The sequence below is a fragment of the Pseudomonas sp. WS 5051 genome (assembly GCF_012985715.1).
Classification (GTDB): Bacteria; Pseudomonadota; Gammaproteobacteria; order Pseudomonadales; family Pseudomonadaceae; genus Aquipseudomonas; species Aquipseudomonas bubulae.
Window position 1 is genome coordinate 248,911 of the sequence record NZ_JAAQWV010000002.1, and the last position, 24,374, is coordinate 273,284.

19 protein-coding genes are annotated in these 24,374 nt (G+C 56.9%); 13 read left to right on the forward strand and 6 right to left on the reverse strand.

Translation table 11 applies throughout. The features are described 5' to 3' along the window. Positions 1–10 precede the first annotated feature (10 nt). The 5 genes from HBN79_RS03480 to HBN79_RS03500 all read left to right on the forward strand — a co-directional run bounded on the left by HBN79_RS03480 (position 11) and on the right by HBN79_RS03500 (position 6,335). The gene (locus HBN79_RS03480; RefSeq protein ID WP_095024676.1) at positions 11–1,873 is read left to right on the forward strand and encodes a long-chain-acyl-CoA synthetase; all 1,863 of its coding nucleotides are present in this window, start codon (positions 11–13) and stop codon (positions 1,871–1,873) included. A 136-nt stretch (positions 1,874–2,009) separates the two neighbouring features. Next, complete coding sequence (locus HBN79_RS03485) at positions 2,010–3,251, forward strand: LuxR C-terminal-related transcriptional regulator (protein ID WP_095023913.1); 1,242 nt, start codon at positions 2,010–2,012, stop codon at positions 3,249–3,251. A gap of 101 nt (positions 3,252–3,352) precedes the next feature. Then, positions 3,353–4,390 (forward strand): Rieske 2Fe-2S domain-containing protein, encoded by a 1,038-nt coding sequence (locus HBN79_RS03490; RefSeq protein ID WP_095000229.1) that lies wholly within the window; start codon positions 3,353–3,355, stop codon positions 4,388–4,390. A 23-nt stretch (positions 4,391–4,413) separates the two neighbouring features. Then, a complete protein-coding gene (locus HBN79_RS03495; RefSeq protein ID WP_095000228.1) occupies positions 4,414–5,604 on the forward strand; it encodes an MFS transporter in 1,191 nt (396 codons plus the stop codon). Positions 5,605–5,723: 119 nt separating this feature from the next. After that, positions 5,724–6,335 carry a dTMP kinase gene (locus HBN79_RS03500; protein ID WP_169916301.1) on the forward strand — a complete coding sequence of 204 codons (612 nt, stop codon included), beginning with the start codon at positions 5,724–5,726 and terminating at the stop codon, positions 6,333–6,335. Positions 6,336–6,356: 21 nt separating this feature from the next. Here HBN79_RS03500 and HBN79_RS03505 read toward each other — a convergent pair whose 3' ends face one another. Further along, on the reverse strand, positions 6,357–7,322 hold the full coding sequence (locus HBN79_RS03505) for an endonuclease (RefSeq protein ID WP_130871479.1): 966 nt from the start codon (positions 7,320–7,322) through the stop codon (positions 6,357–6,359). Between the two features lie 118 nt (positions 7,323–7,440). Beyond that, complete coding sequence (locus HBN79_RS03510; protein ID WP_169916303.1) at positions 7,441–9,264, reverse strand: NAD(P)/FAD-dependent oxidoreductase; 1,824 nt, start codon at positions 9,262–9,264, stop codon at positions 7,441–7,443. A gap of 244 nt (positions 9,265–9,508) precedes the next feature. Between HBN79_RS03510 and HBN79_RS03515 the strand changes: the two genes are divergently transcribed. The 5 genes from HBN79_RS03515 to HBN79_RS03535 all read left to right on the forward strand — a co-directional run bounded on the left by HBN79_RS03515 (position 9,509) and on the right by HBN79_RS03535 (position 15,854). Continuing rightward, positions 9,509–11,404 carry a sigma-54-dependent Fis family transcriptional regulator gene (locus HBN79_RS03515; protein WP_169916305.1) on the forward strand — a complete coding sequence of 632 codons (1,896 nt, stop codon included), beginning with the start codon at positions 9,509–9,511 and terminating at the stop codon, positions 11,402–11,404. 262 nt (positions 11,405–11,666) lie between these two features. Continuing rightward, positions 11,667–13,037, forward strand: a complete 1,371-nt coding sequence (locus HBN79_RS03520) for an amidohydrolase family protein (protein ID WP_169916307.1) — start codon at positions 11,667–11,669, stop codon at positions 13,035–13,037. 28 nt (positions 13,038–13,065) lie between these two features. Further along, positions 13,066–13,695 carry a glutathione S-transferase family protein gene (locus HBN79_RS03525; protein WP_095026252.1) on the forward strand — a complete coding sequence of 210 codons (630 nt, stop codon included), beginning with the start codon at positions 13,066–13,068 and terminating at the stop codon, positions 13,693–13,695. A gap of 484 nt (positions 13,696–14,179) precedes the next feature. After that, on the forward strand, positions 14,180–15,643 hold the full coding sequence (locus HBN79_RS03530) for an MFS transporter (protein WP_095019155.1): 1,464 nt from the start codon (positions 14,180–14,182) through the stop codon (positions 15,641–15,643). Positions 15,644–15,647: 4 nt separating this feature from the next. Next, positions 15,648–15,854 carry an EAL domain-containing protein gene (locus HBN79_RS03535; protein ID WP_095024668.1) on the forward strand — a complete coding sequence of 69 codons (207 nt, stop codon included), beginning with the start codon at positions 15,648–15,650 and terminating at the stop codon, positions 15,852–15,854. On the opposite strand, the gene HBN79_RS03540 is transcribed toward HBN79_RS03535, so the two are convergent. After that, complete coding sequence (locus HBN79_RS03540; protein ID WP_095032298.1) at positions 15,840–16,847, reverse strand: hypothetical protein; 1,008 nt, start codon at positions 16,845–16,847, stop codon at positions 15,840–15,842. The two genes, HBN79_RS03535 and HBN79_RS03540, sit on opposite strands and share 15 nt — an antisense overlap. A 271-nt stretch (positions 16,848–17,118) precedes the next feature. Here HBN79_RS03540 and HBN79_RS03545 point away from each other — a divergent pair, with 271 nt between their 5' ends. Further along, the gene (locus HBN79_RS03545) at positions 17,119–17,607 is read left to right on the forward strand and encodes a GNAT family N-acetyltransferase (protein ID WP_169916308.1); all 489 of its coding nucleotides are present in this window, start codon (positions 17,119–17,121) and stop codon (positions 17,605–17,607) included. 823 nt (positions 17,608–18,430) lie between these two features. On the opposite strand, the gene yidD is transcribed toward HBN79_RS03545, so the two are convergent. The 3 genes from yidD to HBN79_RS03560 form a co-directional block, all read right to left on the reverse strand. Continuing rightward, a complete protein-coding gene (gene yidD, locus HBN79_RS03550) occupies positions 18,431–18,637 on the reverse strand; it encodes a membrane protein insertion efficiency factor YidD (RefSeq protein WP_198417386.1) in 207 nt (68 codons plus the stop codon). Then, the gene (locus HBN79_RS03555) at positions 18,634–18,876 is read right to left on the reverse strand and encodes a DUF4177 domain-containing protein (protein WP_095023389.1); all 243 of its coding nucleotides are present in this window, start codon (positions 18,874–18,876) and stop codon (positions 18,634–18,636) included. The genes yidD and HBN79_RS03555 overlap by 4 nt, the downstream gene beginning before the upstream one ends. Before the next feature lie 460 nt (positions 18,877–19,336). Then, positions 19,337–20,902 (reverse strand): alkaline phosphatase D family protein, encoded by a 1,566-nt coding sequence (locus tag HBN79_RS03560; RefSeq protein ID WP_169916310.1) that lies wholly within the window; start codon positions 20,900–20,902, stop codon positions 19,337–19,339. A 182-nt stretch (positions 20,903–21,084) separates the two neighbouring features. Here HBN79_RS03560 and HBN79_RS03565 point away from each other — a divergent pair, with 182 nt between their 5' ends. Further along, positions 21,085–21,567 carry a cupin domain-containing protein gene (locus HBN79_RS03565; RefSeq protein WP_095019149.1) on the forward strand — a complete coding sequence of 161 codons (483 nt, stop codon included), beginning with the start codon at positions 21,085–21,087 and terminating at the stop codon, positions 21,565–21,567. Positions 21,568–21,843: 276 nt separating this feature from the next. Further along, positions 21,844–24,264: a glucose/quinate/shikimate family membrane-bound PQQ-dependent dehydrogenase gene (locus HBN79_RS03570; RefSeq protein ID WP_169916311.1), complete on the forward strand. Its 2,421-nt coding sequence runs from the start codon at positions 21,844–21,846 to the stop codon at positions 24,262–24,264. Positions 24,265–24,374 lie beyond the last annotated feature (110 nt).

Genomic DNA, 24,374 nt, shown 5'->3' on the forward strand with positions numbered 1-24,374 from the left:
GGAGATAAGGATGAACGATTTCAACAACGCAACCCTGCTGTCCAGTGCCGAACGCGCAGTTGTGCCACGGGAGCAGACGCAGGCAATTCTCGATTTGCGGGCCGCCGCCAGTGCCCGGATCAAACCGGCCGATCGCTACACCCTTGCCGATCGCCTCGAAGAGCAGGCGCAGCGTCACGGCGAACGGCCCTTTATCATTTATGGCGAACAGCGTCTCAGTTTCGCCCTGATCAATGCCCGCGCCGACCGTTTGGCCCATGTCCTGTATGCCCGCGGCCTGCGTCCGGGTGATGTCTGCGCCCTGGCGATGGAGAACCGCCCGGAGTTTTTCTGTTGCTGGTTCGCCCTGGCCAAGCTCGGCGTGGTGGCGGGTTTCGTCAATACCCAGGTCAGCGGCCGGCCACTGGTGCACGCGCTGCAGGCGATCGATGCCAAGGCCATGCTGGTCGGCGAAGAGGTGCTGGGCAATGTGCTTGCCACTGAAGGCTTGCCACCGCTGCCCTTATGGCTGGTAGCGGATGCCGAGCAGCCATGGACCGGGGCCATGCCGTCACAGGTCGATACCGGACTGGCTCAAGCACTGGCCACAGCCCCCGCCATGCCATTCCCTCGTGATGTGCGCGCCGACCTGAGAGCCGAGAGCCCGTGCCTGCTGATCTTCACCTCGGGCACCACCGGCCTGCCGAAAGCGGCGCGCTATAGCCATATGCGCTGGATGTCGACCGGTGACATCATGGAAATCACCCTGCAAACCACCGCCCATGACGTGTTCTATTGCTGCTTGCCGCTGTATCACGGTGCAGCCGCCACGTCAGTGACGTCCACCGCGCTGAAAACCGGTGCAGCCATTGTGGTACGGCGCAAATTCAGTGTCCGTGAGTTCTGGAACGATGTGCGCAAGCATCATGTGAGCGTGTTCCAGTACATCGGTGAAATCTGCCGCTATCTGCTCAACCAGCCCGAGGTGGCCGGTGAACGTGACCACGGTCTGCGCTGCATGCTCGGCGCCGGGTTGACCCGCGAAAGCTGGCAGAACTGGCTGCGCCGTTTCGGGCCGATCCACGTGTTTGAAGGCTGGGGCTCCACCGAGTCCAACACCAATGTGGTCAATGTCGACAATTATCTGGGGGCTTGCGGCCGTGTGCCGTACTGGGAAAAGAGCAACTTGCGCCTGGTGCGCTATGACGTTGAAACCGACAGCCACCCACGGGACGAAAATGGCTTCTACCAGCTGTGCGAGGAGGGCGAGGTGGGTGAGGCCCTGGGTTTTATCATCAACCATCCCGACATCGGCGGCGGGCGTTTCGAGGGTTATACCTCAGCCGAGGCGACTGCCAGCAAGATTCGTCGCAATGTGTTCAGCCAGGGCGATGCCTACTGGAGTTCAGGTGACCTGCTGCGTTTTGACAAGGACGGCTACCTGTATTTTATCGACCGCATTGGCGACACTTTCCGCTGGAAAAGTGAAAACGTTTCCACCCTTGAGGTGGCGGCTGCGCTGGGCGACTTCGAAGGCCTTGAGCTGATCAACATTTATGGCGTGCAAGTACCCGGGCAGGAGGGGCGCGCCGGTATGGCGGCGGTGTTGATGCAGCCGGGCCGCCGCTTCGACCCGCAGGCGTTCTATGCATTGACCGAAACGCGCTTGCCGCGTTACGCCGCCCCGGTGTTCGTACGGGTATCGGCAGCGGCTGACCTGACCAGTACCTTCAAGTTGCGCAAGGTCGACCTGCAACGTCAGGGCTATGCCCCTGCAGCATTCAGCGACCCGCTGTTTATCCGTGATGACAGCAGCCGCAGCTATGTGCCGTACAGCGCACAGGTGCTGGAGCGCATTGGCCTGGCCGCTTTTGTCGGGGACACCAGCCAGTGACCGGTCGGCCTGCGGGGCAGGTCTTCTGCACGATGCCCCGCATACCGTTTACAGCGACTGTCGGTAAACCTCAGTCAGGCACGACATAACAATAACAACGGGCAGGGCCCAGGCGGTGTCCCGTGAGGAGAGGGCGATGGATAATAGCGGCTTGAGTGTTCAGACCCTGGCAGACATGGGCTTGAACCTGACCGAGTATGACAGCCTTATCGGCGAGTTTTACGACGGCTCGCTGGAGCCCAGGCTGATGGCCAAGACCCTGCGCCATGTGCGCAATCTGTACCAGGCCAACTATGTCATCCTGATCTTGCGCGTCCCCGAGCAGCCTGACCTGGGCCTGATGATCGTAGTGGGTGACATTGAGCGCGAAGGCGAGGTGAGTTACTGGGCATACCCACAAGCGCTCACGCCATTCAACAACCCGCCAATGGACCGTGTATTCACTGTCGACGACCTGATGAGTGAGGAGCAGTGGACCCGCTCGGCTTACTTCAAGACCTATGGCACCGTGCACGACACCTACCACATCATGGCTGCCGATATTTCCACGCCTGATGGCGGCAAGCTGCGCTTTCGCATTACCCGGCCAAAATCCGCGCCCAACTTCAGTGCCAGCGAACGCAGCCTGTGTGGCATGTTCATACCGCATTTGCGCCGTGCCATGCATGTGCACAACCTGATCGACCGCAGCGAGTCGATGACCGAGCTGTACTCGCAGGCGATCAGTCGCCTGTCGGTGGCCACCATTGTGCTGGATCAACAGGGCAAGGTCCTGAGCCTGAACCCGATGGCCAGCGAACTGCTGGAGCAGGCAGACGGCCTCAAACTGGTTGGCGGACACCTTGAGGCGACTTACCCCAGCGACAATCGCGAACTGCAGCGCCTGGTCCGCAACGCCTTTACCCGTGACACCGGCAATGTGCAGGAAGGCACGCAGGCTGAAGCCATGTCAGTCTCCAGGCCCTCGGGGCAGATCAACCTGGGGGTGGTGGTCGAGGCCATTGCGACCCAGGACTGGGCCGAGGGCAAAGGCACCCCAGGGGTGGTGGTATACATCCGCGACGCTGCAGGACGGTCCATGGCCAGCGAAACCCTGACCAAGCAGCTGTTCAACCTGACCCGGGCTGAAACCGCCCTGGCGATGGAACTGGCCAATGGCCTGTCCCTGGAAGAAGCCGCCGAGGCGTTGAATGTGCGTCGTAATACTGCAAGGGCACACCTGCGCTCGATTTTCTCGAAGACCGGTGTGCGCCGCCAGACCGAACTGGTGCGCATCATCCTCAACAGTGTGGTTGCCCTGGGCAAGCCAGGGCTGGCGTTATTGCCCGGCGCCAAGGCCAGCAGAAAAAAAACCGGATTGACGCAAAACAGTGCCTGAAAGCAGGCATTGTTAGTCCATGCGGAGGATGAGGACGGCAGCGGGTTCGGTGAAAATCCAGCGGGCATAGGACCGGGGATTTTCACACGAGGACAATAACAATGACCAAACTCGCAGCAATCAACGTTGACAGTATTCTGGCACCTCGCTTTGGCCGGGGCTGGCATTGCCTGGGTGATGCGGCCGACTACCGTGATGGCCAGCTCCATACACTGAATATTTTCGGCACACGCTTGCTGGCGTTTGCCACGGCCAGTGGCGAGATCAGCGTGATCGATGCCCATTGCCCGCACATGGGCGCCGACCTGTCACAAGGCACCCTGGAAAACGACCGGGTTGTGTGCCCCTTTCACCATTGGCAATACGACGCCAGTGGCAAGTGCGTCGAGATTCCATATTGCAAGCGCATCCCGCCCAAGGCCAAAACCCGCCGCTGGTTGACCTGTGAAGAAAACAACCTGCTGTTCGTGTGGAACAACCCTGAGGGCAAGGCCCCGGCAGACAATGTGGTGATCCCGCATTTGCCGGAGCAGGACAGCGATGAATGGCTGCATGACTGGCACATGGACAAACTGGTCATTGAGACCAACCCCCGGGAACTGGTCGACAACCTCGCGGACGCCCAGCACTTCGGCCCGGTGCATGGCACGCCGACCAAGTACTTCGCGAATATTTTCGAAGGCCATATTGCCCAGCAGATTTTCCACGGCGACTCGGACCGGCTGGGCGGGGATCTGGTTGCCGAGTCTGCCTATTACGGCCCGGCGACGCATTTTACCCGCATGCGCGCAGTGTTCGAGGGCATGGAAATTCACTCGATCCTGCTCAACTGCCACGTCCCGATCGACGCCAACAGTTTCGAGCTGCGTTTTGGTTGCATGGTGAAAAAGATCCCGGGCTGGAGCGAAGAGCAGAGCAGGGCGCTGGCCCAGGATTATGTGCTGCGTAATCGCGATGCTTTCTATCAGGACGTGGTGATCTGGCAACACAAGATCCGGGTCGACAAACCGGTGCTGGCTGAAGGTGATGGTCCGGTCTATCAACTGCGCGACTGGTACGCCCAGTTCTTTATGGACGAAGACAGCGTGCCGGCATCGACTGCCGGGCGCAGTGAAATCATCACCGTCGACCATCGCTGATCAACTCCGGGCAGGAACGCGCAATGAACATGAGTGGCCGCAAGACAATGGCGATCATGCTGGCCGCCAGCTTCGCCTCGACCATTGGCGGCTTGCCGTTCAATACCTTGCCGATCCTGCTTGGCTCGATGGTTGACAGCCTGGGCTTCAGTGTCGAACGGGTCGGCCTGCTGGGTGCTGTTTGTTTTGCCGGCTACCTGCTGGGCACCCTGATGGCCGTCGTGCTGATCGACCGTTTGAACTGGCGCTGGCTGACGCTGGGCTGCGCCACTGGCGCGGCTGCAGCGTACTGGATGACGTCATGGCTGCCCGCCACGGCGCAGTTGCCGTTGTGGGCGCTGATTGGCTTTTTTGCCGCACTCATGACCTGCCTGGGCATGCGTATCATGGGCGAAATGGCCAACAAAGAGCGCGCCCTGGGCTTGCGCCTGGGCATTGAATTGGGGTTGGTGGCAGCCGTGTTATTCGCGCTGCCTTCGCTGGTCATCGCGTATTTCCACTACACCGGTGCCGTAGTAATGCTCGCAGCGATCATCCTGCTGCTGAGCCTCAGTGCCCTGGCATTGCCCAGGCGCGAGGACTTTATCGGAAGAGACACACCACCGCGGGATGGTTCGGTGTTGTCACGTTTTCAATTACCGCCAGCGGCTTATGCCGCGCTGGGGTTTTTCTTCCTGTTCGGCGCCGGGCAAATCGGCCTGTGGGCTTTCCTGGAGCGACTGGGCCATGGCCTGGCACTGCAACCGGGCGAACTGGGTATCGTTTTTGCCGTATTGAAACTGCTGGGGGGGGCCGCCGCACTAACTCTGGCCGCGGTCGGTGACCGCCTGGGCGTACGCGTGCCGCATCTCATCGTCATGCTGGTGCTGGGCACCGGGCTGTTGTTGCTGGGCAATGCCGAAGGCTTTGTGATGTATGCCGCGGGCGCATGGATCTGGGAAGTAGGTTTCACCTGGGGCTGCGTTTATCAGACAGCAGCAATTGCACGGCTGGACCGCAGTGGCCGCTCGATCATGCTGATCCCCGGCGCGTTTGCCTTGAGCTCCATGGCCGGGCCGGCACTGGCCGGGCAACTGGTGGGTCAGGGTTACACGATGCTGTTGTGGATAGCCGCTGCCTGTGCCGTGATTCCGGTACTGGCGTTCACCTGTTTGCTGGCCCGACGCTTGGATGGGGAGGGTGTTGCGGTCGAGCGGGTGGTGGTGGCGGTGTGAAACGCGATGATTGCTGGTTGGCGGCTTTGGCTGCAGCGGCTGTAAGCCTGTAATTTTCAGGCCCGTTGGTACCTATTCAGGTTAGAGTGCTCATCAATGAATCAATTGTTAAGTGAAGAATGAACCGTGCGCTGTTTGTTTCTCTGGATGGGCCCAAGGGCGCTGGAAAAACCACACTGCTGGAGGCCGTCACCAAAGCTCTGAGGGCAGACAACAAAAAGGTGATCCGGCTTTGCGAGAAAAAAAGCGATCCCTATCGAGGTGAAACAATGGCCCTCGTCAACAAACTCGTCAGAAATCCCGGCCGGGAATTAGAGTTGCGGGTTTGTGAACGCCTTGCTGACAGCCGTACCTGGATATCCCGGCACGTATTGGCAAAGCAGCCACCCGACAGCATCATCCTGATTGATCGCTGGTACCCCTCTGATGCCGCATTTCGCCGGATAATCCCGTTTGCAGAGATTCTGCAGTTGAACATTGATCGAAACGTGCAAGTCCCGGACCTGCATGTCGGGGTTGTCACCGACCCTGATATTTCATGGGCGAGGGCAGCGGCCCGCTCGCGAGGGCTGAACAGTACGGTGATCCATAAGCTGGAAGAACATGTTGCCTGTACCCAGGCGTTCGAGCGGGCGATTGCAGATCACGGCTGGATTTTATGCCGTAATGAGGGAACCATCGAAGACGCAACGATGCAGGTGATTTCGCAGATCCATAGAGTGCTTCGATAGCCCGGTATTCACCGAAAGCAACTATTTGCAGTTGCCTGCCTTTCGATATCCTGCTGCCTGAGCCTCAGATTCGGAGTCAAAGGTTACTTGGTTTTTCGCTGACACCTGGCCATAACCAGGGCACCCCATCGAGAGGTGGTAAAGCTGGCTTTTGCGGTTACCGATGATCGAACTCACGCCACTCGCGCTCGCCAGGATCGGCTGTGCGGGTACACGAGTGGGTTGAACAGGAATGGCACCGACTACCCCCTCACCGACGGTCTTGTACCCTTGCGTCCAGCGACGATCACCGGTTACGAAAGGATTGGAGTGCCCCATGATTGCTGCAATGCGGCGATCTCGCTCTTTCTCCCAGGGCGAAACCGGATATTGCTTGTCCCAGGCCATCAGTAGCTGTTGCTGCTGACGAGACATGTTCAGTTTATATCTGTCGAACATGTAAAAAGTTGTCCTCGCGACCAGGCCTTTGACCTCGTCACGCGGCTCCGCAGCACGTTGATTGAAATCAACCCGCGTCTTGCATTGCCCATATTGCGGCGCTACCCCGGTGGCCATGCCGTAGTTGAAATTACTACGGTCGCCGTTCACCTCGCCAACAGAGGGGTAGAGGTTGAACAGATCGGCTTCCATCGCCCGGAATACGGGATCGTCATCCACACAATGTTCTCGACCACCGTTCTTCCAGCATTGACGTTGGTTACCGAATGTCCAGGCAGGAACGATGTGCTCCCATTCAGTGCGTTGCGCGCGACTCTGTTGTTTCCTGGTTTGAAGGCCGCAAGACTCCGCATCAATACGGCCCCCCGACTTGCCTACCCATGTCCATTTGCAGCCGCAATACAGCTCGCCCATGGCACTGTTCGCCTGGTCGAGGTAGATCTTCTGCTTTGCGATGACCTTTGCTTCGGAAAATGTCGATGGAGGGCTTGAAAAGGCGGGGGTAATTACCGAGATGGTCAGCGCTACTACAGAAAACAGTTTTTTCATTGGACAGCTTAAGCGATTGATAGGAAACACATTGTACTCGAACGCCTGCAGCTTTTAGCCCGGAATGTATCCGGAATATTGTGCAAAGGCGCCCAACCACAGCTGGGCGCCATTTGAATCAGCCAGTGTGGTGACTCTTTGCAAGGCCGTAGACGGAGGTATTGATCCCTTCGAAGCGCGCTTTTAGCTGCAGCGCCAGATACAGCGAATAATGCCGCGACTGATGCAGGTTGCCACCGTGGAACCAGAGGTTTTCCTGCTGTGTCGGCTTCCACATGTTGCGCAGTTCGCCCTCGTAAGGGCCAGGATCATTCGTGGTGCCAGAACCCAGGCCCCAGCAGCGCCCGACTTTGTCAGCTACTTCCTGGGAAATCAGCTTTGCCGCCCAACCATTCATTGAGCCATAGCCTGTGGCGTAGACGATCAGATCTGCCGGTAGGCGGCTGCCATCGTTGAGTACGACGGCATCGGCTTCGATACATTCGACACCAAGGCCAGGTGCGCTCTTGAGCTTGATCGTGCCGTTAGCGATCAGTTCGCTGGCGCCGACATCGATGTAGTAACCCGAACCACGGCGTACATACTTCATGAAAAGGCCAGACTCATCGTCACCGAAATCGAGCATGAAACCAGCCTTGGCCAGGCGCTCGTAGAAGTCCTTGTCACGCTCCTTGATCGCCGCAAAGATGGGTTGATGAAAGCCTGGCATCACCTTGTACGGGATCGAGGCGAACAGCATGTCGGCCTTGTCCGTGGTCAAACCCGTCTCCAGGGCGTCTTCCGAGTAGAGCCCGCCGAAGACCAGCTCCATCAGACTGTCGGAACGCACGATGTGGGTGCTGGAGCGCTGCACCATGGTCACCTCGGCGCCGTTCTCCACCAGGTCGGCGCAGATGTCGTGAGCCGAATTGTTCGCACCGATGACCACCGCGCGCTTGCCGCTCCAGGCGTCGCCACCGAGATGGCGGCTGGAATGATACTGCTGGCCATTGAAAACCTCGGCACCCGGATAACGTGGCACATTGGGTACGCCAGACATGCCGGTGGCGAGAATCAACTGGGCCGGTTGTAGCGTCACAGGTTCGCCATCACGCTGTACTTCAACCTTCCAGGTGCCACTTTGCTCGTCAAAGCTGGCGCTCACGCATTCCGTACGCGGCCAGTAATTGAGCTCCATGACTTTGCTGTACATTTCCAGCCAGTCGCCAATCTGGTCTTTTGGGGTGAAAACCGGCCAATGATCGGGGAAGGGCAGGTAAGGCATATGGTCGTACCAGACAGGGTCGTGCAGACACAGCGATTTGTAGCGACCACGCCACTGATCGCCGGGTCGGTCAGCCATGTCGATGATCAGGGTAGGCACGCCCATTCGCTTGAGCCGCGCAGCGAGCCCCAGCCCCCCCTGACCGCCGCCAACGATCAGGCAATAGGGTTGAGTGGTGATCCCCAGCGATGCTTCTTCATCGCGGCGGCGCTCCAGCCAGTTGCGCTTGTCAGCGTGGGCGTGACCATGACTGGCACCCATCGGACGACGGCGACCACTGGGTTCTTCAAAACCTTTGAGCTCACGCATGGCCGTCAGCAGCGTCCAGCACAAACCATCCTTCAGCCGCACATACCCTTTACCCCGCGCCGCTTGTGTTTCCAGGCTGATCCAGCCTTCGAGCACACCGTTATTCAGCGCCGCTTCACCTTCCACTTTCCACCGCTCGGGGCGAGTCTGGTCGAGGCGTGTTTCAAGCAGGTCGCGAATGGCAGGTTTGCCTTCCAGGGTCACCAGGTTCCAACTGAAAAGCAGCAGGTCGCGCCAGTGACACTCGCTGGCAAACAATGCCAGCGTGCCGTCCAGATCACGCTGGGCGAGACGTTCGTTGAGGCTCTCGATCCAAGCGGCAAGCTGAGCCGTAGGCGTGTGCAGGGGGGTTTCGACAGCGATGTTCATGGGGGCTTCTCCCGATCTTGTTGTTTTAGTAACAACTTACCCAGAGCAAGGCCCGGGCCATCTCTATCAAAACCCCGTTGCAGAGCCGTTGCGGCAATACGGCTCAGATCTTGATCCGGATCTCTGTCACGTTTCTGGAAATGCTGATGACAGAGTGTCACCCGGTGCAAAAAGCGCTCGTTGCAATCTTTTCATATAAGCTGCCAACAGACCCGTGTCCTGACCGTAACGGAGAACAAGAATAATGAAGCCGGCCTTGATCAACGCCCATGCACAACAAGTGCTACAAGCCGTGCAGGGCACTGTCGCCAGCCACAGCCCTGGTGCTGACCTGGCCATTACACGCTCCTGGCGCCGCTGCCTGGACCAGTATCAGCTCGACCCTGCCAGTCGCCGCGCACCTAACGTGGTTGAGCATCCACGCTTGCAGGATCACCGCGCGCCACTGGAGCACATCATCGCCGTGGCGCATTGGCAGATGAGCAACTTGCACCAACAACTCGGGCGTGACGGCCATGTGGTACTACTCACCGATGCACGGGGGGTGGCCATCGACAGCGTGTTCAACGAATCCGAGCGAGCAGAGGTTCAGCGTTCCGGTTTGTGGCTCGGCTCGGTATGGAGTGAAGATTGTGAGGGCACCAACGGTGTCGGTACCTGCCTGGTCGAGCGACAGCACGTCACCATCCGCCGTGATGAGCATTTCCGTGGCAAGCACGTCGGACTTACCTGTTCGGCGAGCCCGATATTCGATGCGAGTGGAGAGCTGCTAGCCGTACTCAACCTTTCATCCGTGAGGGATGACCACAGCCTTCAGCAACACTTCCAGGCCATGGCATTGACCAGCTTGTCAGCCAGGCTGATCGAGAGCTCGTTTTTCCTGGGGCATGACCCGCATCGCTACTTGCTGCGCTTGCACCCTGAGGCTGGTTTCGTCGGGCTGCTGGGTGAAGGTCTGCTCAGTTTCGACGAGAGTGCCCGTATCTGTTCAATCAATCATGCTGCGCTGGATCTGCTGGGCCTCAGCCGTGACCAGGTGGTTGGGCAGCCTCTGGCAATGCTGCTGGAAACACCTGTGGATCAGATAATGAGTCAGGCCAGCGCTCAGACGAGTGTCTGTTGGCCAATGCGGCTGGTGGACGGGCGCCTGATCTACGGACAGTTGCGTGAACCCGTGCACCGATCGCCTTTGCTAACGCCGCCAGCGCCCATCATCAACGACGTGCATGTATGCCTGGAAGACCCGCGTCTGCAACGCGGCTTTGCCCGCGCATTACGGGTTTTGGAGCGAGACGTTCCCGTATTTTTACAGGGCGAAACCGGTACCGGCAAAGAAGCTTTTGCGGCAGCGCTGCATCGTGCCAGCTCCAGAGCGGGCCAGCCGTTTGTGGCGATCAATTGCGCGGCCATTCCGGAAACGCTGATCGAAAGCGAGCTGTTCGGCTATCGTGGTGGCAGCTTCACCGGCGCACGCAAGGACGGGATGATCGGTAAACTTGAGCAGGCCCATGGCGGCATTCTATTTCTCGATGAAATCGCCGATATGCCCCTGGCGCTTCAGACCCGCCTGCTGCGAGTGCTGGAGGAGCGTCAGGTGATGCCGCTAGGTGGCGCGACAGCACGTCCGCTCGACGTACGCCTTATCAGTGCGAGTCACCAGGATCTGAATGCCGGTGTGGTCGGGGGGCGCTTTCGCGAAGATCTGTTTTATCGCATTGCCGGGTTCACCGTGCAGCTTCCACCGTTGCGTGAACGATCAGACAAGGGCAGTGTGCTCGACCTTCTGCTGCTCGAAGAGACAAAAGGTACAAGAATCCGGCTGGAGGCCGGCGTCAGAGAGCGCTTGCTGAGGCAACCCTGGCCGGGCAATGTCCGGCAGCTGCGTACGTGCCTGCGCACGCTGGTAGCGTTGTCATTGGAGGGGCGTGTCACTCTGGACGATTTGGCGGAGTTGCTGCCGGCAGTAGCAGTGCCAGTCGCGTTGGCCGAAGATCCGCTTGGCGTATCCGAACGGCAGACGCTACTGGCATTGATCGAGGCAGAACATTGGCATATCGCCCATGTTGCAGCCCGCCTGGGGATTAGCCGAAATACGCTCTATCGCAAATTGCGACACCACGGTATTGCACGGCCTGGATGAAAGGAAAGCGAAGTGCCGCGCTTCCTGTCTCTGTGTACCTGCACCGGGGATAGAAACGATAAATGTTCTCGAGCTTTCCCCTCGATCAGCGTTTTTAATTCGATCTATAGTCTCTGTTCCTGAAAATGCTTACGGAACGTTCGATATGAGGCTTAAATCTGCCAGGTCCAATACGCGTTTTACACCCAGTCATCATGTTGAACGTGAAGTACATGACCTGTGCACCTGTAGCTCGCCGGATATACAGGACTTTCACGCGAGAATGATGCTTGATCTGTCTCGACGTGACGTCTATAGCGGTATCAAACCCAAAGGTGCACAACTTTCTGCAGTGCGCGCATCGAGTGCCTCAGGACAAGGTACAAACGCTGAATCCAGCGCGAGCACGCTGTTGCTCAAGAATCTTCGCTTATTCAACGGTAGCGCTGTGCTTGACGATAACGTCTGCATCCTGATCAAGGATGGCGTGATCGACTCACTGCTACCCGCCAATACAGAGGTTGAAGGCGCCGTGGTTATCGATTGCGGGCGAAGAGTGGTGATGCCGGGATTGATTGATGCCCATTGGCACACTACGTTAGCGGGCATTACGCAACTTGACGCGATGAGCGCAGACCCGGGCTATATCCATTTAGTCGCCGCCCGCGAAGCAGAAAGCACTTTGATGCGCGGCTTTACGACGGTTCGCGATCCTGGAGGACCTTCGTTCGCATTGAAGCGTGCCATTGATGAGGGTGTTATTGCAGGGCCTCGTATTTATCCTTCCGGCGCAATGATTTCACAGACCTCTGGCCACGGTGATTTCAGGATGCGATCAGAGATTCCCCGCAGCTCACTCAGACCACTGAGCGTGACTGAGCAACTGGGTGCTGCAGCCATAGCTGATGGCGATGCCGAAGTGCTTCGACGGGCCAGAGAACAGCTTATGCTTGGGGCATCACAGCTAAAATTGATGGCAGGTGGCGGCGTTGCGTCTACGTATGACCATCTCGATAGCACCCAGTTTATGGAGTCAGAATTAAGAATGGCGGTTGAAGCCGCTGCCGATTGGGGCACCTATGTGATGGTGCATGCGTACACGCCCAGAAGTATCCAGCGTGCCATTCGCGCCGGTGTGAAATCGATCGAGCATGGCCAACTGGCGGATGAAGAAACCGCGCGCATGATGGCAGACAACGATATCTGGTGGAGTCTTCAGCCTTTTCTGCAAGATGAAGATGCCAATGTTTATCCTGATCCTGTACGGCGTGAGCGCCAGCGCGTGGTGGCTGAGGGTACCGCGAGAGCCTATGAGTTTGCTCAGCGCTTCAATATAAAAACGGCCTGGGGGACTGATGTTTTATTTAATCCGCAAAAGACATCCACTCAGGGAAGACAGCTTGCAAAGTTGACCCGGTTTTACGCTGCACACGACGTCGTGAACATGGCGACAAAGATGAATGGGGAACTGTTGGGGCTGTCGGGAGCCCGCAATCCATATCCCGGTAAAATTGGCCGGATAGAAGCAGGTGCATTGGCTGATCTGTTGGTTGTCGAGGGAGATCCCACGGTGAGCCTGGGGTTTCTGGAGGCCCCGGATGCAACTCTCAGCATGATTATGAAAGGCGGGAAAATATATAAGAAGAACTTCTAATCATCCATCATAAACAGAGAGAGTCTTCATGATCACACTTCACCACCTCAACGCGTCCCGATCACTGCGTATTCTTTGGCTGCTTGAAGAAATGGGAGAGCCTTACACCCTGATTCGCTATCAGCGTGATCCTGCCACTCATCTCGCCCCGGCCTCACTGAAAGACATTCACCCGCTGGGCAAGTCACCGGTGATTGAGCTCGACGGACAGGTGCTGGTTGAATCCGGCGCCATCGTCGAATACTTGATTCGCCGCTTTGCGCCCCGGCTGGAGCCCGCGTTCAGCTCACCAGATTATCTTCAGTACCTGCAATGGATTCATTTTGCAGAAAGCTCGGCGATGGTGCCGGTGCTACTCAAGCTGTTCACCCAGTTTGAAATTAATGCAGGGACTCAACTCAAGTTCCTGGACGGCTATACCCGGACTGAGTTCGATAAAGTACTGGGGTTTCTGGACAGTGCGCTTGCGAACAGAACCTTCATTGTGGGGGACACATTGTCAGGGGCTGACTTCATGCTGGCTTTTGTTGCCATCACGGTGGTCGAGCAGATGAAGTGCGGGGCGCAGTACCCACATCTGCAGGCTTACCTGCAACGTCTGGCAGCACTGGACAGCTGGAAGCGAGCATTGAAGCTTGAGCATGAACTCGACGAATAGTTGAGAGGCGGCTGGTCATAGGGGGGCCTTGCTCGTGATGATCTTCAGGGCCGCGCATTTACCCAGTAACTACGCATCATCGTTAACGACCATCGCGAGCAAGCCCGCTCCCACAGAGGCTGGAGCAGATTGTATCCGAGCCCCACTGGAAGTATCCGAACGGCAGACGCTGCTGAGGGGGACCGAGTCGATAGAGGTCGAGCAGGGCGCTGCCTGGGCGCCGATAGTGTCTTTTCATCAGGCCAGATTACAGTTTCCAGGGCAGGGCTGGATCGTCCTGGTTCAAACCCTGGACTTCACAAAGCTTCACATTTGCACGGCGGGAAAGCTGGGGGATATGGGTTAGCATCGCGGCGCAGCCTTGGGGCGCAAGCGTGGTAACAACAACGGCTTAAAACGGCTCACAACCGTTTGAAGACCGGGATCCCGGTAAAAAGGTCTCTTTATTGTGTCTAATGGCAACTCAAACCGTTGGTTAGTCCTCATGTCGGTCATTCTGGCTTTTATGCCGATTGTCCTGGATTACACCATTCTTCATGTCGCGGTTCCGTCACTGACCCTTGCGTTGCAAGCAACGGGCACCGAGATTCTGTGGATCATCGACATCTACCCGTTGTTGATGGCCAGCCTGCTGATTCCCATGGGCACGCTTGCGGACAGGGTCGGCCATCGCCGAATGCTGCTGGCCGGGCTGGGTATCTTCTGCGCAGGTTCGGTATTGGCCGCCTTTTCTCCCAATGTCGGATCGTTGATCGGCGCACGGGCGTTCATGGCCTTCGGCGGCGCCATGGTCATGCCCAGCGTCCTCGCGATTATTCGACAAACCTTTGAAGATCAGAGCGATCAAGCAGTAGCGCTGGGTATCTGGGGCGCTGTTGCCTCCACCGGAGCCGCCATCGGGCCCTTGGTCGGTGGTGCATTGCTTGAGCATTTCTGGTGGGGTTCGGTGTTCCTGATCAATGTGCCCGTGATGCTGCTGGTCATACCCTTGGTGATCGCCTACATCCCGCGACGAAGTGTGGTCGGCGATGGAAACTGGACCATCGGACAGTCCTTGATTCTGATCCTGGGTGTCATGGCAAGTGTTTACGCCCTCAAATCGGGCTTCAAAACCAACAGCTCTGTTTTCGTAACCGGTGCCTGTTTTGTCTTCGGAGCACTGATGCTTGTCTGGTTTGTACGCAAGCAGCTTCACACCACGACCCCGATGCTGGATCTGAGCCTATTTTCCATTCCGGCGGTCAGCACGGGTATTGTCATGGCCCTGGTAACCATGGGTGCGCTTGCCGGGTTCGAATTGCTGCTGGCTCAAGAACTGCAGTTCGTCATGGGGCGTACCCCCCTGGAGGCCGGTATTTTCATGATGCCGCTGATGATTGCGGCTGCAATCGGTGGGCCTCTTGCCGGGGTCATCCTGAAGGCGATTGGCCTGCGGTGGGTTGCGAGTTGCTCGTTGCTGGTGTCAGCGGCAAGTCTGGTCGGGTTGGCCCAGATACACCTGGGCAGCGGCGGGGTAGCCGTTATTGTGATGCTGGTGGCACTGGGGCTTTCCCTGAGCATTGGTTTGACCGCCTCGTCAGTGGCGATCATGAACAGTATTCCAATGGAGAAAGCGGGCTCTGCCGGAGCCCTTGAGGCCACGAGTTACGACCTTGGCACCGGATTGGGCATAACCGTTTTCGGTATTCTTCTCGTATCCACCTATGAAAAATCCATACAGCTGCCTGACGGCATTCCATCTGCCATGGCCGAGACAGCCGTACGGTCTATTGGTGAAACGATGATTGCGGCCAAAACACTTGGAGGCATTCAAGGCCAGCAGCTTGCTGCAGCCGGGCAAAAAGCTTTTAGTGCCTCCCACAGCATGGTTTTACTGACGGCGGCTGCACTGGTCGGCGCATTGAGTCTGTTGGTCTGGTTTGTGTTGAAGCACCACAAAAGCAAATAGGGTCATGCCCGTGCAGGCAGTTGAAAAACTTGCCTGCACGGGAACAAAAGCTCTTCTGTTTACCCAGGTCGGCAATTGGGTGATCTCCCGAGTGTGCCAGCAAATCGCCGATTGGCAGCGGGCAGGTGAGGAGGGCATTCAAGTGACGGTCAACGTCTCCTGCCAGCAGACAGCTGATGAGACCTTCTCTAGATTCTCAGGTGACGAATGAGATTAATTTGACGACTCCCAGTTCGAATCTGAAAAGCCAATCAATAACGGGTTGTGCCAAATTACAATAGCTGTAGCTGCAGTTAAATTGCTGTATTGCTGGCGTCAAGTGATAGTGAGTTTGTACGAATAAGGGAGTGACCAGCAAAGCAATAGCAACACCCGCCACTGCATAAACCCTTGTCTTTAGCCAGCTACCACCAGCCAATCCAAATACTTCACCTATGAAAACCAAGATGCTTAAGATCAGACTAAAAATGGTCGTGGCCAACACAACAGGTACAACGACAGTATTATTTACTCTTCGCAAATCGTAGTGGGCAGTATCAAATTTCCTTACAAAGCCTTCATACATCCAGTTATCTTTGGGCAGCCCCCATGGTTGCTGCTTGACTTGCGCGTCAACTGCATCATTGAAGTACAGTGCCATAAGGTCTTTGCCTCTGGTCTTGTCCCCTGTCACGAAAAGGGGATCCTCAACCAAATAAAACATATTGACACTGAATAGCTTCGACTCAATTGTTCGAATGTTATCGCCGGAATATTCAGGGATGAGTACGTTTTTATAGCCGTTATCGCGCCACGCAAGACGCTGCACATAATAGGTGGAAATAGCACGCTTGGTGGCGGCGGGGTACTTCTCAACCAAAGAAGTGCCAATATGAAATACCACAGCATTCTGGACGTTCCCCAAAACAAATCCAGATATTATGGCGGTAGCGATGATTGAACACAGGGTCTTTTCCAAATTAAACTCTAATTTAGACGCTACATATGCGGCAATCACAGCGCCAAGAATCGAAAAGGTAACAAAGCCACCCAAGTCTGATTTCTTGGACACTGACTGGCTCCAGTCATACATCCTTAGACTGAGCAACTCCTCGACGCCAGAGACAGCAGAGTGATCGCTAAGTGTGTGGATCAAGTGCAAATTAATAAGCATACCGAAAAGTGCAGCAACTGAAATTATAATTTTAGGCAGGGTTTTGATCATGCAATCTCAATCCTTAGTGATCGACTTGACTAGCGTGCTTATGGGTTTAGTGATTCTAGCAAGAATTGGCAGGTTTAATGGCGCTGTCGCGCTATCTCGATGACGGCGGCGTACCTATTTTGAAGGACGTCCTCATGCGCCTGTCGACTCAGCGGGCAAGTGAGATTGCGGAGCTGCTGCCGCATCAAAGGGTGCCCCGATAACCAGGCAAGGTGTTTGAGCAAATAGTAGTGGGCTAGAATGCCGAATGCATAGACCTCAAGGACGCGCGATGATATTGCAACACAGGCCAGTGAAGGCAGATGACATCAAAACTATCTGTAGCTTTCCCCTTAACGCTCAGGAACTGTTTTATATGTTCCCGAAAGCTCAATACCCCCTGACTGAAGCTCAGCTGTCTAACGCTATTACTCAACGATTCGACTCGACGGTTGTCGAAGCGGGGAATAGCGTCGTCGGTTTTGCTAACTTTTATCGGGCTGAAACGAGTGGAGTTTGCTGTATCGGCAATGTCATCGTTGCCCAAGAGGCACGAGGTAAAGGTGTGGCGACCTTCATCGTGGAGACGATGACTGCTCTGGCGTTCGACCGCTATGACGCCACAGAGGTGCAGATCTCGTGCTTCAATGAAAATACAGCAGGCTTGCTGCTATATCCAAAACTAGGCTTCTTGCCCTTTGCTGTCGAAGAGAGAAGTTCTCTGGATAGTCGTAGATCAGCACTCATCCATATGACCCGCAGCAGAGCGGCCCGAGCATAGCCTCACCTTGAATACCCGGTTAATGCAGCTGCTTTAGGTATCCAGCTCCCAACAGTCTCAATTGTGAGGTTCGGGGGGCTCTAGAGAATCTGCGGCTATTCAACGCCAGAATCGACTCGAAGTGGCAGACCAAGATGACGCCATCCAAATGAGCGTCTCGACTTTGGGCATAGGTATAGAAAGCCTGGACCGCAGGCAGATGTGCCGCCGCCGATAGTAAGCGCGGTGCCTGAGTTTGAGTCGGACGTAGATGAACAGAACGCGTATGGGCAACGGCTCCGGGTTAGCAGCGTGCACGAGCAGCGGAACACGCTGACCTGAAGAAAAGCGGCACTGAATCAGCTTCATCGGCAGCCACCTCATCGAAGTCTATGGTCCGTTGGGAGAGTGGACGTCAAAAGCGGATTCGTCGATTCAGTACCTTATGAACTTCATGAACATGACTTAACATAATATACATTATGCGAAACAGCGTATTGGAATGTCAGGGCCAGTGGAGGCTGCTTTTCAACAGGCAGACTGGCATTATCGACCTCTGACCATCTTGGGATCAAAACCATGAACCGTGTACCAGGTACTGAAAACCAACGCTGAACTGTGATCTGCCAAGACGCTGCCGATGGCACTGGCACTGGCACTGGCACTGGCGACAAGATCGTGCCGTTGCCCGATGGTTTGCTCAGCGAACTCGACATTGTTATGGGTGACACGCTGACCGTTAAAAAACAGCCTGACGGAACAATAACGCTAACGCCAATTTGAACCAGGTCAAAGCTATTGCTATGACCTGGAAAGCCAGCACTCAGCGAATACTAGACAATCATCAAGGATAATCATTGCCACCGTTTGGGAAACGGCATCGGTGAATACGGTTCAGTGCCATCTTCCATCCGCGCAATGCACCGTGCTTTTCGATTGCTAACAATGCGTAATTTGAACAGCTTGGCTCAAACCTGCAGGCGTCTCTAAGTCGGCTAGGCCCGATATGCTGATAGAGCTTAATGGAGCGAACGGAAAGCCAGGAAATCACCGTGGTTTTCGGAAAGAAATGACGTAATAGCTGGCCATAGAATCTTTTTTGCCTTTAAGTGCATCAAAGCAACCGGCCTTAACTGACACACCAATCGAGTCAATTCGGTAAAATTCCCAACCCTCGGAAGCGTACTCATTGACGACCGTTTCCAAGTAGACAGCGGCCTCATTACCACGGTGTTTGTTCGCCTGAACCTCAATGTTCGGCGGAACTTGGACCATTTTATACACGTACATCGCACTATCCTTGCGTCAGGGCTTGATTTGCACCTTGCTGGCCATACAGATCCGGCAAAATGAACTCAATAGTAGCGATTTGACAGCAGGAATCTAGCTCATAATTTCTACTGAATAGGCATAGACTTGTACAGCGTTGACTCTCTGGGTGCTCATATATACCCAATAATTATAACTATACTAAATGGTTGTTTAGTTTAGTTATAATAGGAGTTTTTGAATCTCAGAATAAAACGCCCGTCCCGCCCGGAAAGTATCCCTCTGAAACCTGGCTGGCAAATCGACCTGATGCCCAGACCGAACAACGGCGAATCAAGCCGGTTCGAGCATTTATCCTCCCCCTGCTTACCCCTCCGGACTGCTACTGCCGCATGGTGAAATGCCCGCTCCGACAGGCTCAGCGGATCAGGACTACCCTCCACTCGCCCGGATTTACGACTGGCTCCACTCTTAAGCCTGCCTAGACCTCATGCCCGAAAGGCTTCAACTGCTGCTCAAACACCGCTACACCGTCCAGGTCGCGAAGGGTTACCGTGAGACTCTTGTCACGAGCATCAATGTTGACCTCGCCGAAGAACTGCAGCCCTGCCAGGGGCGAGATGTTCGGTTCAGTCGGTGCCTTCTCGAAGACCACCTGCGGGCCAAAGGTCATGTCCAGAGCACAAGACGGAAAACTGCCCGCATTTAAAGGTCCGGCGACAAATTCCCAGAACGGCTCAAATTGCTGGAACGCTGCTCGATCAGGATGATAGTGGTGAGCTGCACAGTAGTGCACATCGGCAGTTAGCCACACAACATCACGGACCTGTCGTTGGCGCAGGAAATCCAGTAACTCGCCAATCTCCATTTCTCGTCCCAACGGTTTGCCATTGTCGCCGTTGGCTATTGCCTCCCAGCGCGGTACTCCGGGCGACATTTCGCCATCCGCCACGGCCAGGCTAAGCGGCATATCGGCAGCGATCACTTTCCACTGGGCCGTTGAATGTGCCAGCGCCTGCTTGAGCCAGTCGAGTTGCGTACGCCCGAGAAACGCCGTCTGTGGGCCCGGGACAGCGGACAAGTTGGCGTCATTGCTCCCTCGGTAACTGCGCATGTCCAGCACAAAGAGCTCCAGTAAAGGTCCATAAGGGAGGCTCCGGTAGATGCGACCGCCCTTATCGCCAGGCTGAGGACGCATCGGGGAGTACTCGAGCCAGGCTTGCCGTGCCGGACCGAGCAGATCCCTGATGGCGGCACTGCCATAGCGTGAATCCAGCTGTTTACCAGACGACCAGTTGTTGGTCGTTTCATGGTCGTCCCACTGCCAGATCTGCGGCACTTCGGCATTAAAGCGTCGTACGTTCTCGTCCATCAGGTTGTATCGGTAGTTGCCACGAAAGTCGTCGACAGTCACCGCGACATGGCTTTTGGCTTCAGTGGTCAGGTTGCGCCAGACGCGACCATTTTCCACGACCTGTTGGGCCAGAACCGGGCCATCTGCGTAGATAGTGTCGCCACTGTGCAAGAAAAAATCCGGCAAGCGTCGACGCATGGCGTCGTAGATGCGCATGCCGCCTATGTCAGGGTTGATGCCGAACCCTTGACCGACCGTATCACCACTCCATACAAAACGAATGTCCCGCGGCTGCCCTGGCACACTGCGCAGGTGCCCGAACCACGGTTCGCCCGCTGTTCCGGTGCGGGCGTCCTCGAACCAGGCGCGATAAAAGATGGATTGATCGGCGGGCAGCCCTCTGAGTTCCACCCGGGCGGTGTAGTCAGTGCCTGCATGTGCCTGCGCCGAAGCGGCGCGCCGGGGCTGAGCAAAAGTGCTGGTGGTGTCCCACTCAACCACCAGTTTGGCTGGCCGGTCACTACGGCTCCAGACCATCGCGCGGTCACCCAGTAGATCCCCGGATTGCACACCATCTGTCATCTGGGGCCTGTCCTGGACATTCGCCAGAATAGCCGGCGCGAGGCTGGGCAACACAAGTCCCGCAGAAAGCGTTTGGATCAGGCTGCGACGGCGGACTGGAAACTGTGACATGGATGATCTTCTCGAGTGGAAGGAGTCACTATTTAAGCCCCTGCCAATGACAGCCATGTTTCAGAGCAGCACAGCCACGTGCCGGCTATGCTGGATGTCTGATGGCACTTTCAGGCAGTGCAGATTGCCAAGGCGGTTGCACTGCCCCTCTGTGTTTGGCTGTTGATCTTGAGGGACGCACCATGATCCGCCCCACTGAGCAAGGCCCGATCAATGCTTGCGATGCAGCGCAGAGAACCCGCCCCAGCAACTACCCCGAGCCCTTCGCGTCCCTGATGCAGGGCCGCACCAAACGGCCTCTGGGTGATCTGTTCAACTTGAAGAATTTTGGCGTCAACCTTGTACACCTGCCGCCAGGCAGTCTCTCCGCCCTTCATCACTCGCACTCATTACAGGACGAATTTATCTATGTCCTGGAGGGTCATCCGACCTTGTTCAGAGGTGATGAAAGCGTGCAACTGGCTCCGGGGATGATTGCGGGCTTCCCCGCCAAAGGGCTTGCCCACCATCTGGAGAATAAAACTGACACCCTCTGCGTGGTTCTTGAAGTAGGCGACCGTAGTGTCGGAGATAGCGTGACTTACCCGTCAGACGATATACAGGCGGTGACGGCAGTCGACGGCACATGGCACTTCGTCCATAAAGATGGCAGCCCCTATGGCTGAAGGGCATCTGCGCGCCCTTTGCCCTCCCCCTGACATCCCCTCTTATCGGACTCTCGACACTGACAATTTGTCGCAGGCCCGGGTTTTTGTTAAAGTTATAAAACTAACCGTTTAGTACATAACTGTTTCGGACGTTTCCCGGTCTGTCGACCTGGCCTGTTCAAGGCCTCGACGACGTGCAGAAACGCCGACACGTCTGCGCCTGCCTTGCAAGCCGCTACAGTTAAACGCTATGCCCTCCTCCCAACCGTTCATGCATCAATAGGGTCATGCACAATGAATAACGCTCAACCTTCGGCAGCCGCAAGCCGTTGGCCCATCTGGGTCGCCGCTTTAGGCGTGCTGGTTTTTGGTTTGCTCTATGTCGCCGGTGGCGGCTACCTGGCCACGCTCGGTGGTAGCCTGTACTTCCTGCTTGCAGGCCTGGGCATGGTCGCTTCGTCCGTGTTGCTGTTCAAGCGACGCCTGGCTGGTGCCTGGCTGTTTGCTGGCGTCATGCTCGCCAGTGTGATCTGGGCCCTGGCGGATGCCGGGCTGGTGTTCTGGCCGCTGGTATCACGTCTGTTTGCCCTGGCTGTGCTCAGCCTTGTCGTGGCGCTGGCTTACCCTTCGCTGCGCAAGGCCAATGGCCTGAGCGGCAACGCCGGTTATGCGCTGGGGGCAGTGCTGGCCGTGGCCATCGCCGCCGGCTTCTGGGGGATGTTCCAGCCTCACGCCTCGATCGCACCGACCGGTGACGGCCCGGGCCTGACCAAGGTTGACCCGGCCAAAGCCCAGAAAGACTGGGCACACTACGGCAATGACGAAGGTGGCAGCCGCTTTGCTGCTCTGGATCAGATCAACCGTAGCAACGTGTCCAAGCTGGTACCGGCCTGGACCTACCAGACCGGCGATGTGGCCATCAGTGATGGCAATGGCGCAGAAGACCAGATGACCCCGCTGCAAGTGGGCGACAAAGTGTTTATCTGTACGCCACACAACAACCTGATCGCGCTGGACGCCGATACTGGTAAAGAGTTGTGGAAGAACAACATCAATGCCAAGGCCGCCGTCTGGCAGCGTTGCCGTGGCCTGGCCTACTTTGATGCCAGCGCCCCAGTCGCAGCACCCACCGATGGCAGCACCCCGGCCGCAGCCGTCACCGTTGCCCCGGGCGCGGCGTGCCAGCGTCGCCTGCTGACCAATACCATCGATGCACGCCTGATCGCGGTAGATGCCGACACCGGCCAGTTCTGCCCGGATTTCGGCAGCAATGGCCAGGTTGATCTCAAGGCCGGCCTGGGCAATGTGCCCGACTCCTACTACCAGTTGTCGTCGGCACCGTTGATGGCAGGTACCACGGTGGTGGTTGGCGGTCGCGTGGCTGACAACGTCCAGACCGATATGCCAGGTGGCGTGATCCGTGGTTTCGACGTAGTGACCGGCGCCATGCGCTGGGCCTTCGACCCGGGCAACCCGCAGGACAAGCAAGCACCGGCAGAAGGCAAGACCTACGTTCGCAGCACGCCGAACAGCTGGGCACCGATGTCCTATGACCCGCTGATGAACACCGTATTCTTGCCGATGGGCAGCTCGTCCACCGACATCTATGGTGTCGAACGTACCGAGCTGAACCACAAGTACGGTGCATCGGTACTGGCACTGAACGCCACCACTGGTGAAGAAAAATGGGTGTACCAGACCGTCCACAATGACTTGTGGGACTTCGATCTGCCGATGCAGCCAAGCCTGATCGACTTCGCCAAAGCGGACGGCAGCAAGGTCCCGGCGGTAGTGATCGGCACCAAGGCCGGGCAGATTTTTGTCCTCGATCGCCACACCGGCCAGCCTCTGACCAAGGTTGAAGAAGTACCGGTCAAGGCCTCGAACATTCCGGACGAGCCCTACTCGCTGACCCAGCCAAAATCCGTGGGCATGCCACAGATTGGTGCGCAGACCCTGACTGAATCGGACATGTGGGGTGCAACCCCGTTTGATCAGATGCTGTGCCGTATTTCCTTCAAGAAGATGCGTTACGAAGGTCTGTACACCGCGCCGGGCACTGATGTGTCGTTGAGCTTCCCGGGTTCGCTGGGTGGCATGAACTGGGGCAGCCTGTCGACTGACCCGGTTCACGGCTTTATTTTCGTCAACGACATGCGCCTGGGCTTGTGGGTGCAGATGGTTCCGCAGCAAAAAGACGCCAAGGCCTCTTCTGGCGGTGAAGCGCTGAACACCGGCATGGGTGCCGTACCGCTCAAGGGCACGCCTTATGCGGTGAACAAAAACCGCTTCCTGTCGGTAGCCGGTATTCCGTGCCAGGCCCCGCCTTTCGGTACGCTGACCGCCATTGACATGAAGACTCAGAAGGTCGCCTGGCAAGTACCGGTCGGTACCGTGCAGGACACCGGCCCGATGGGGATCAAGATGGGTCTGCAACTGCCGATCGGCATGCCGACATTGGGCGGTACCCTGTCGACACAAGGTGGCCTGGTGTTCATCGCTGGCACTCAAGACTTCTACCTGCGCGCTTTTAACTCGGCCAACGGTGAAGAAGCCTGGAAAGCCCGTTTGCCTGTTGGCAGCCAGGGCGGTCCGATGACCTTTGTTTCGCCTAAAACCGGCAAGCAATACATCGTGATCACCGCTGGTGGTGCCCGTCAGTCGCCGGATCGCGGTGACTACGTGATCGCTTACGCACTGCCTGACAGCAACTAAGCACTGCCCTCCCCTGTGGGATCGGGCTTGCTCGCGATAGCAGCGCCACGATCCTTCAGACAGACCGGGCTGCCTGCATCGCGGGCAAGCCCGGCTCCCACACTGACCGC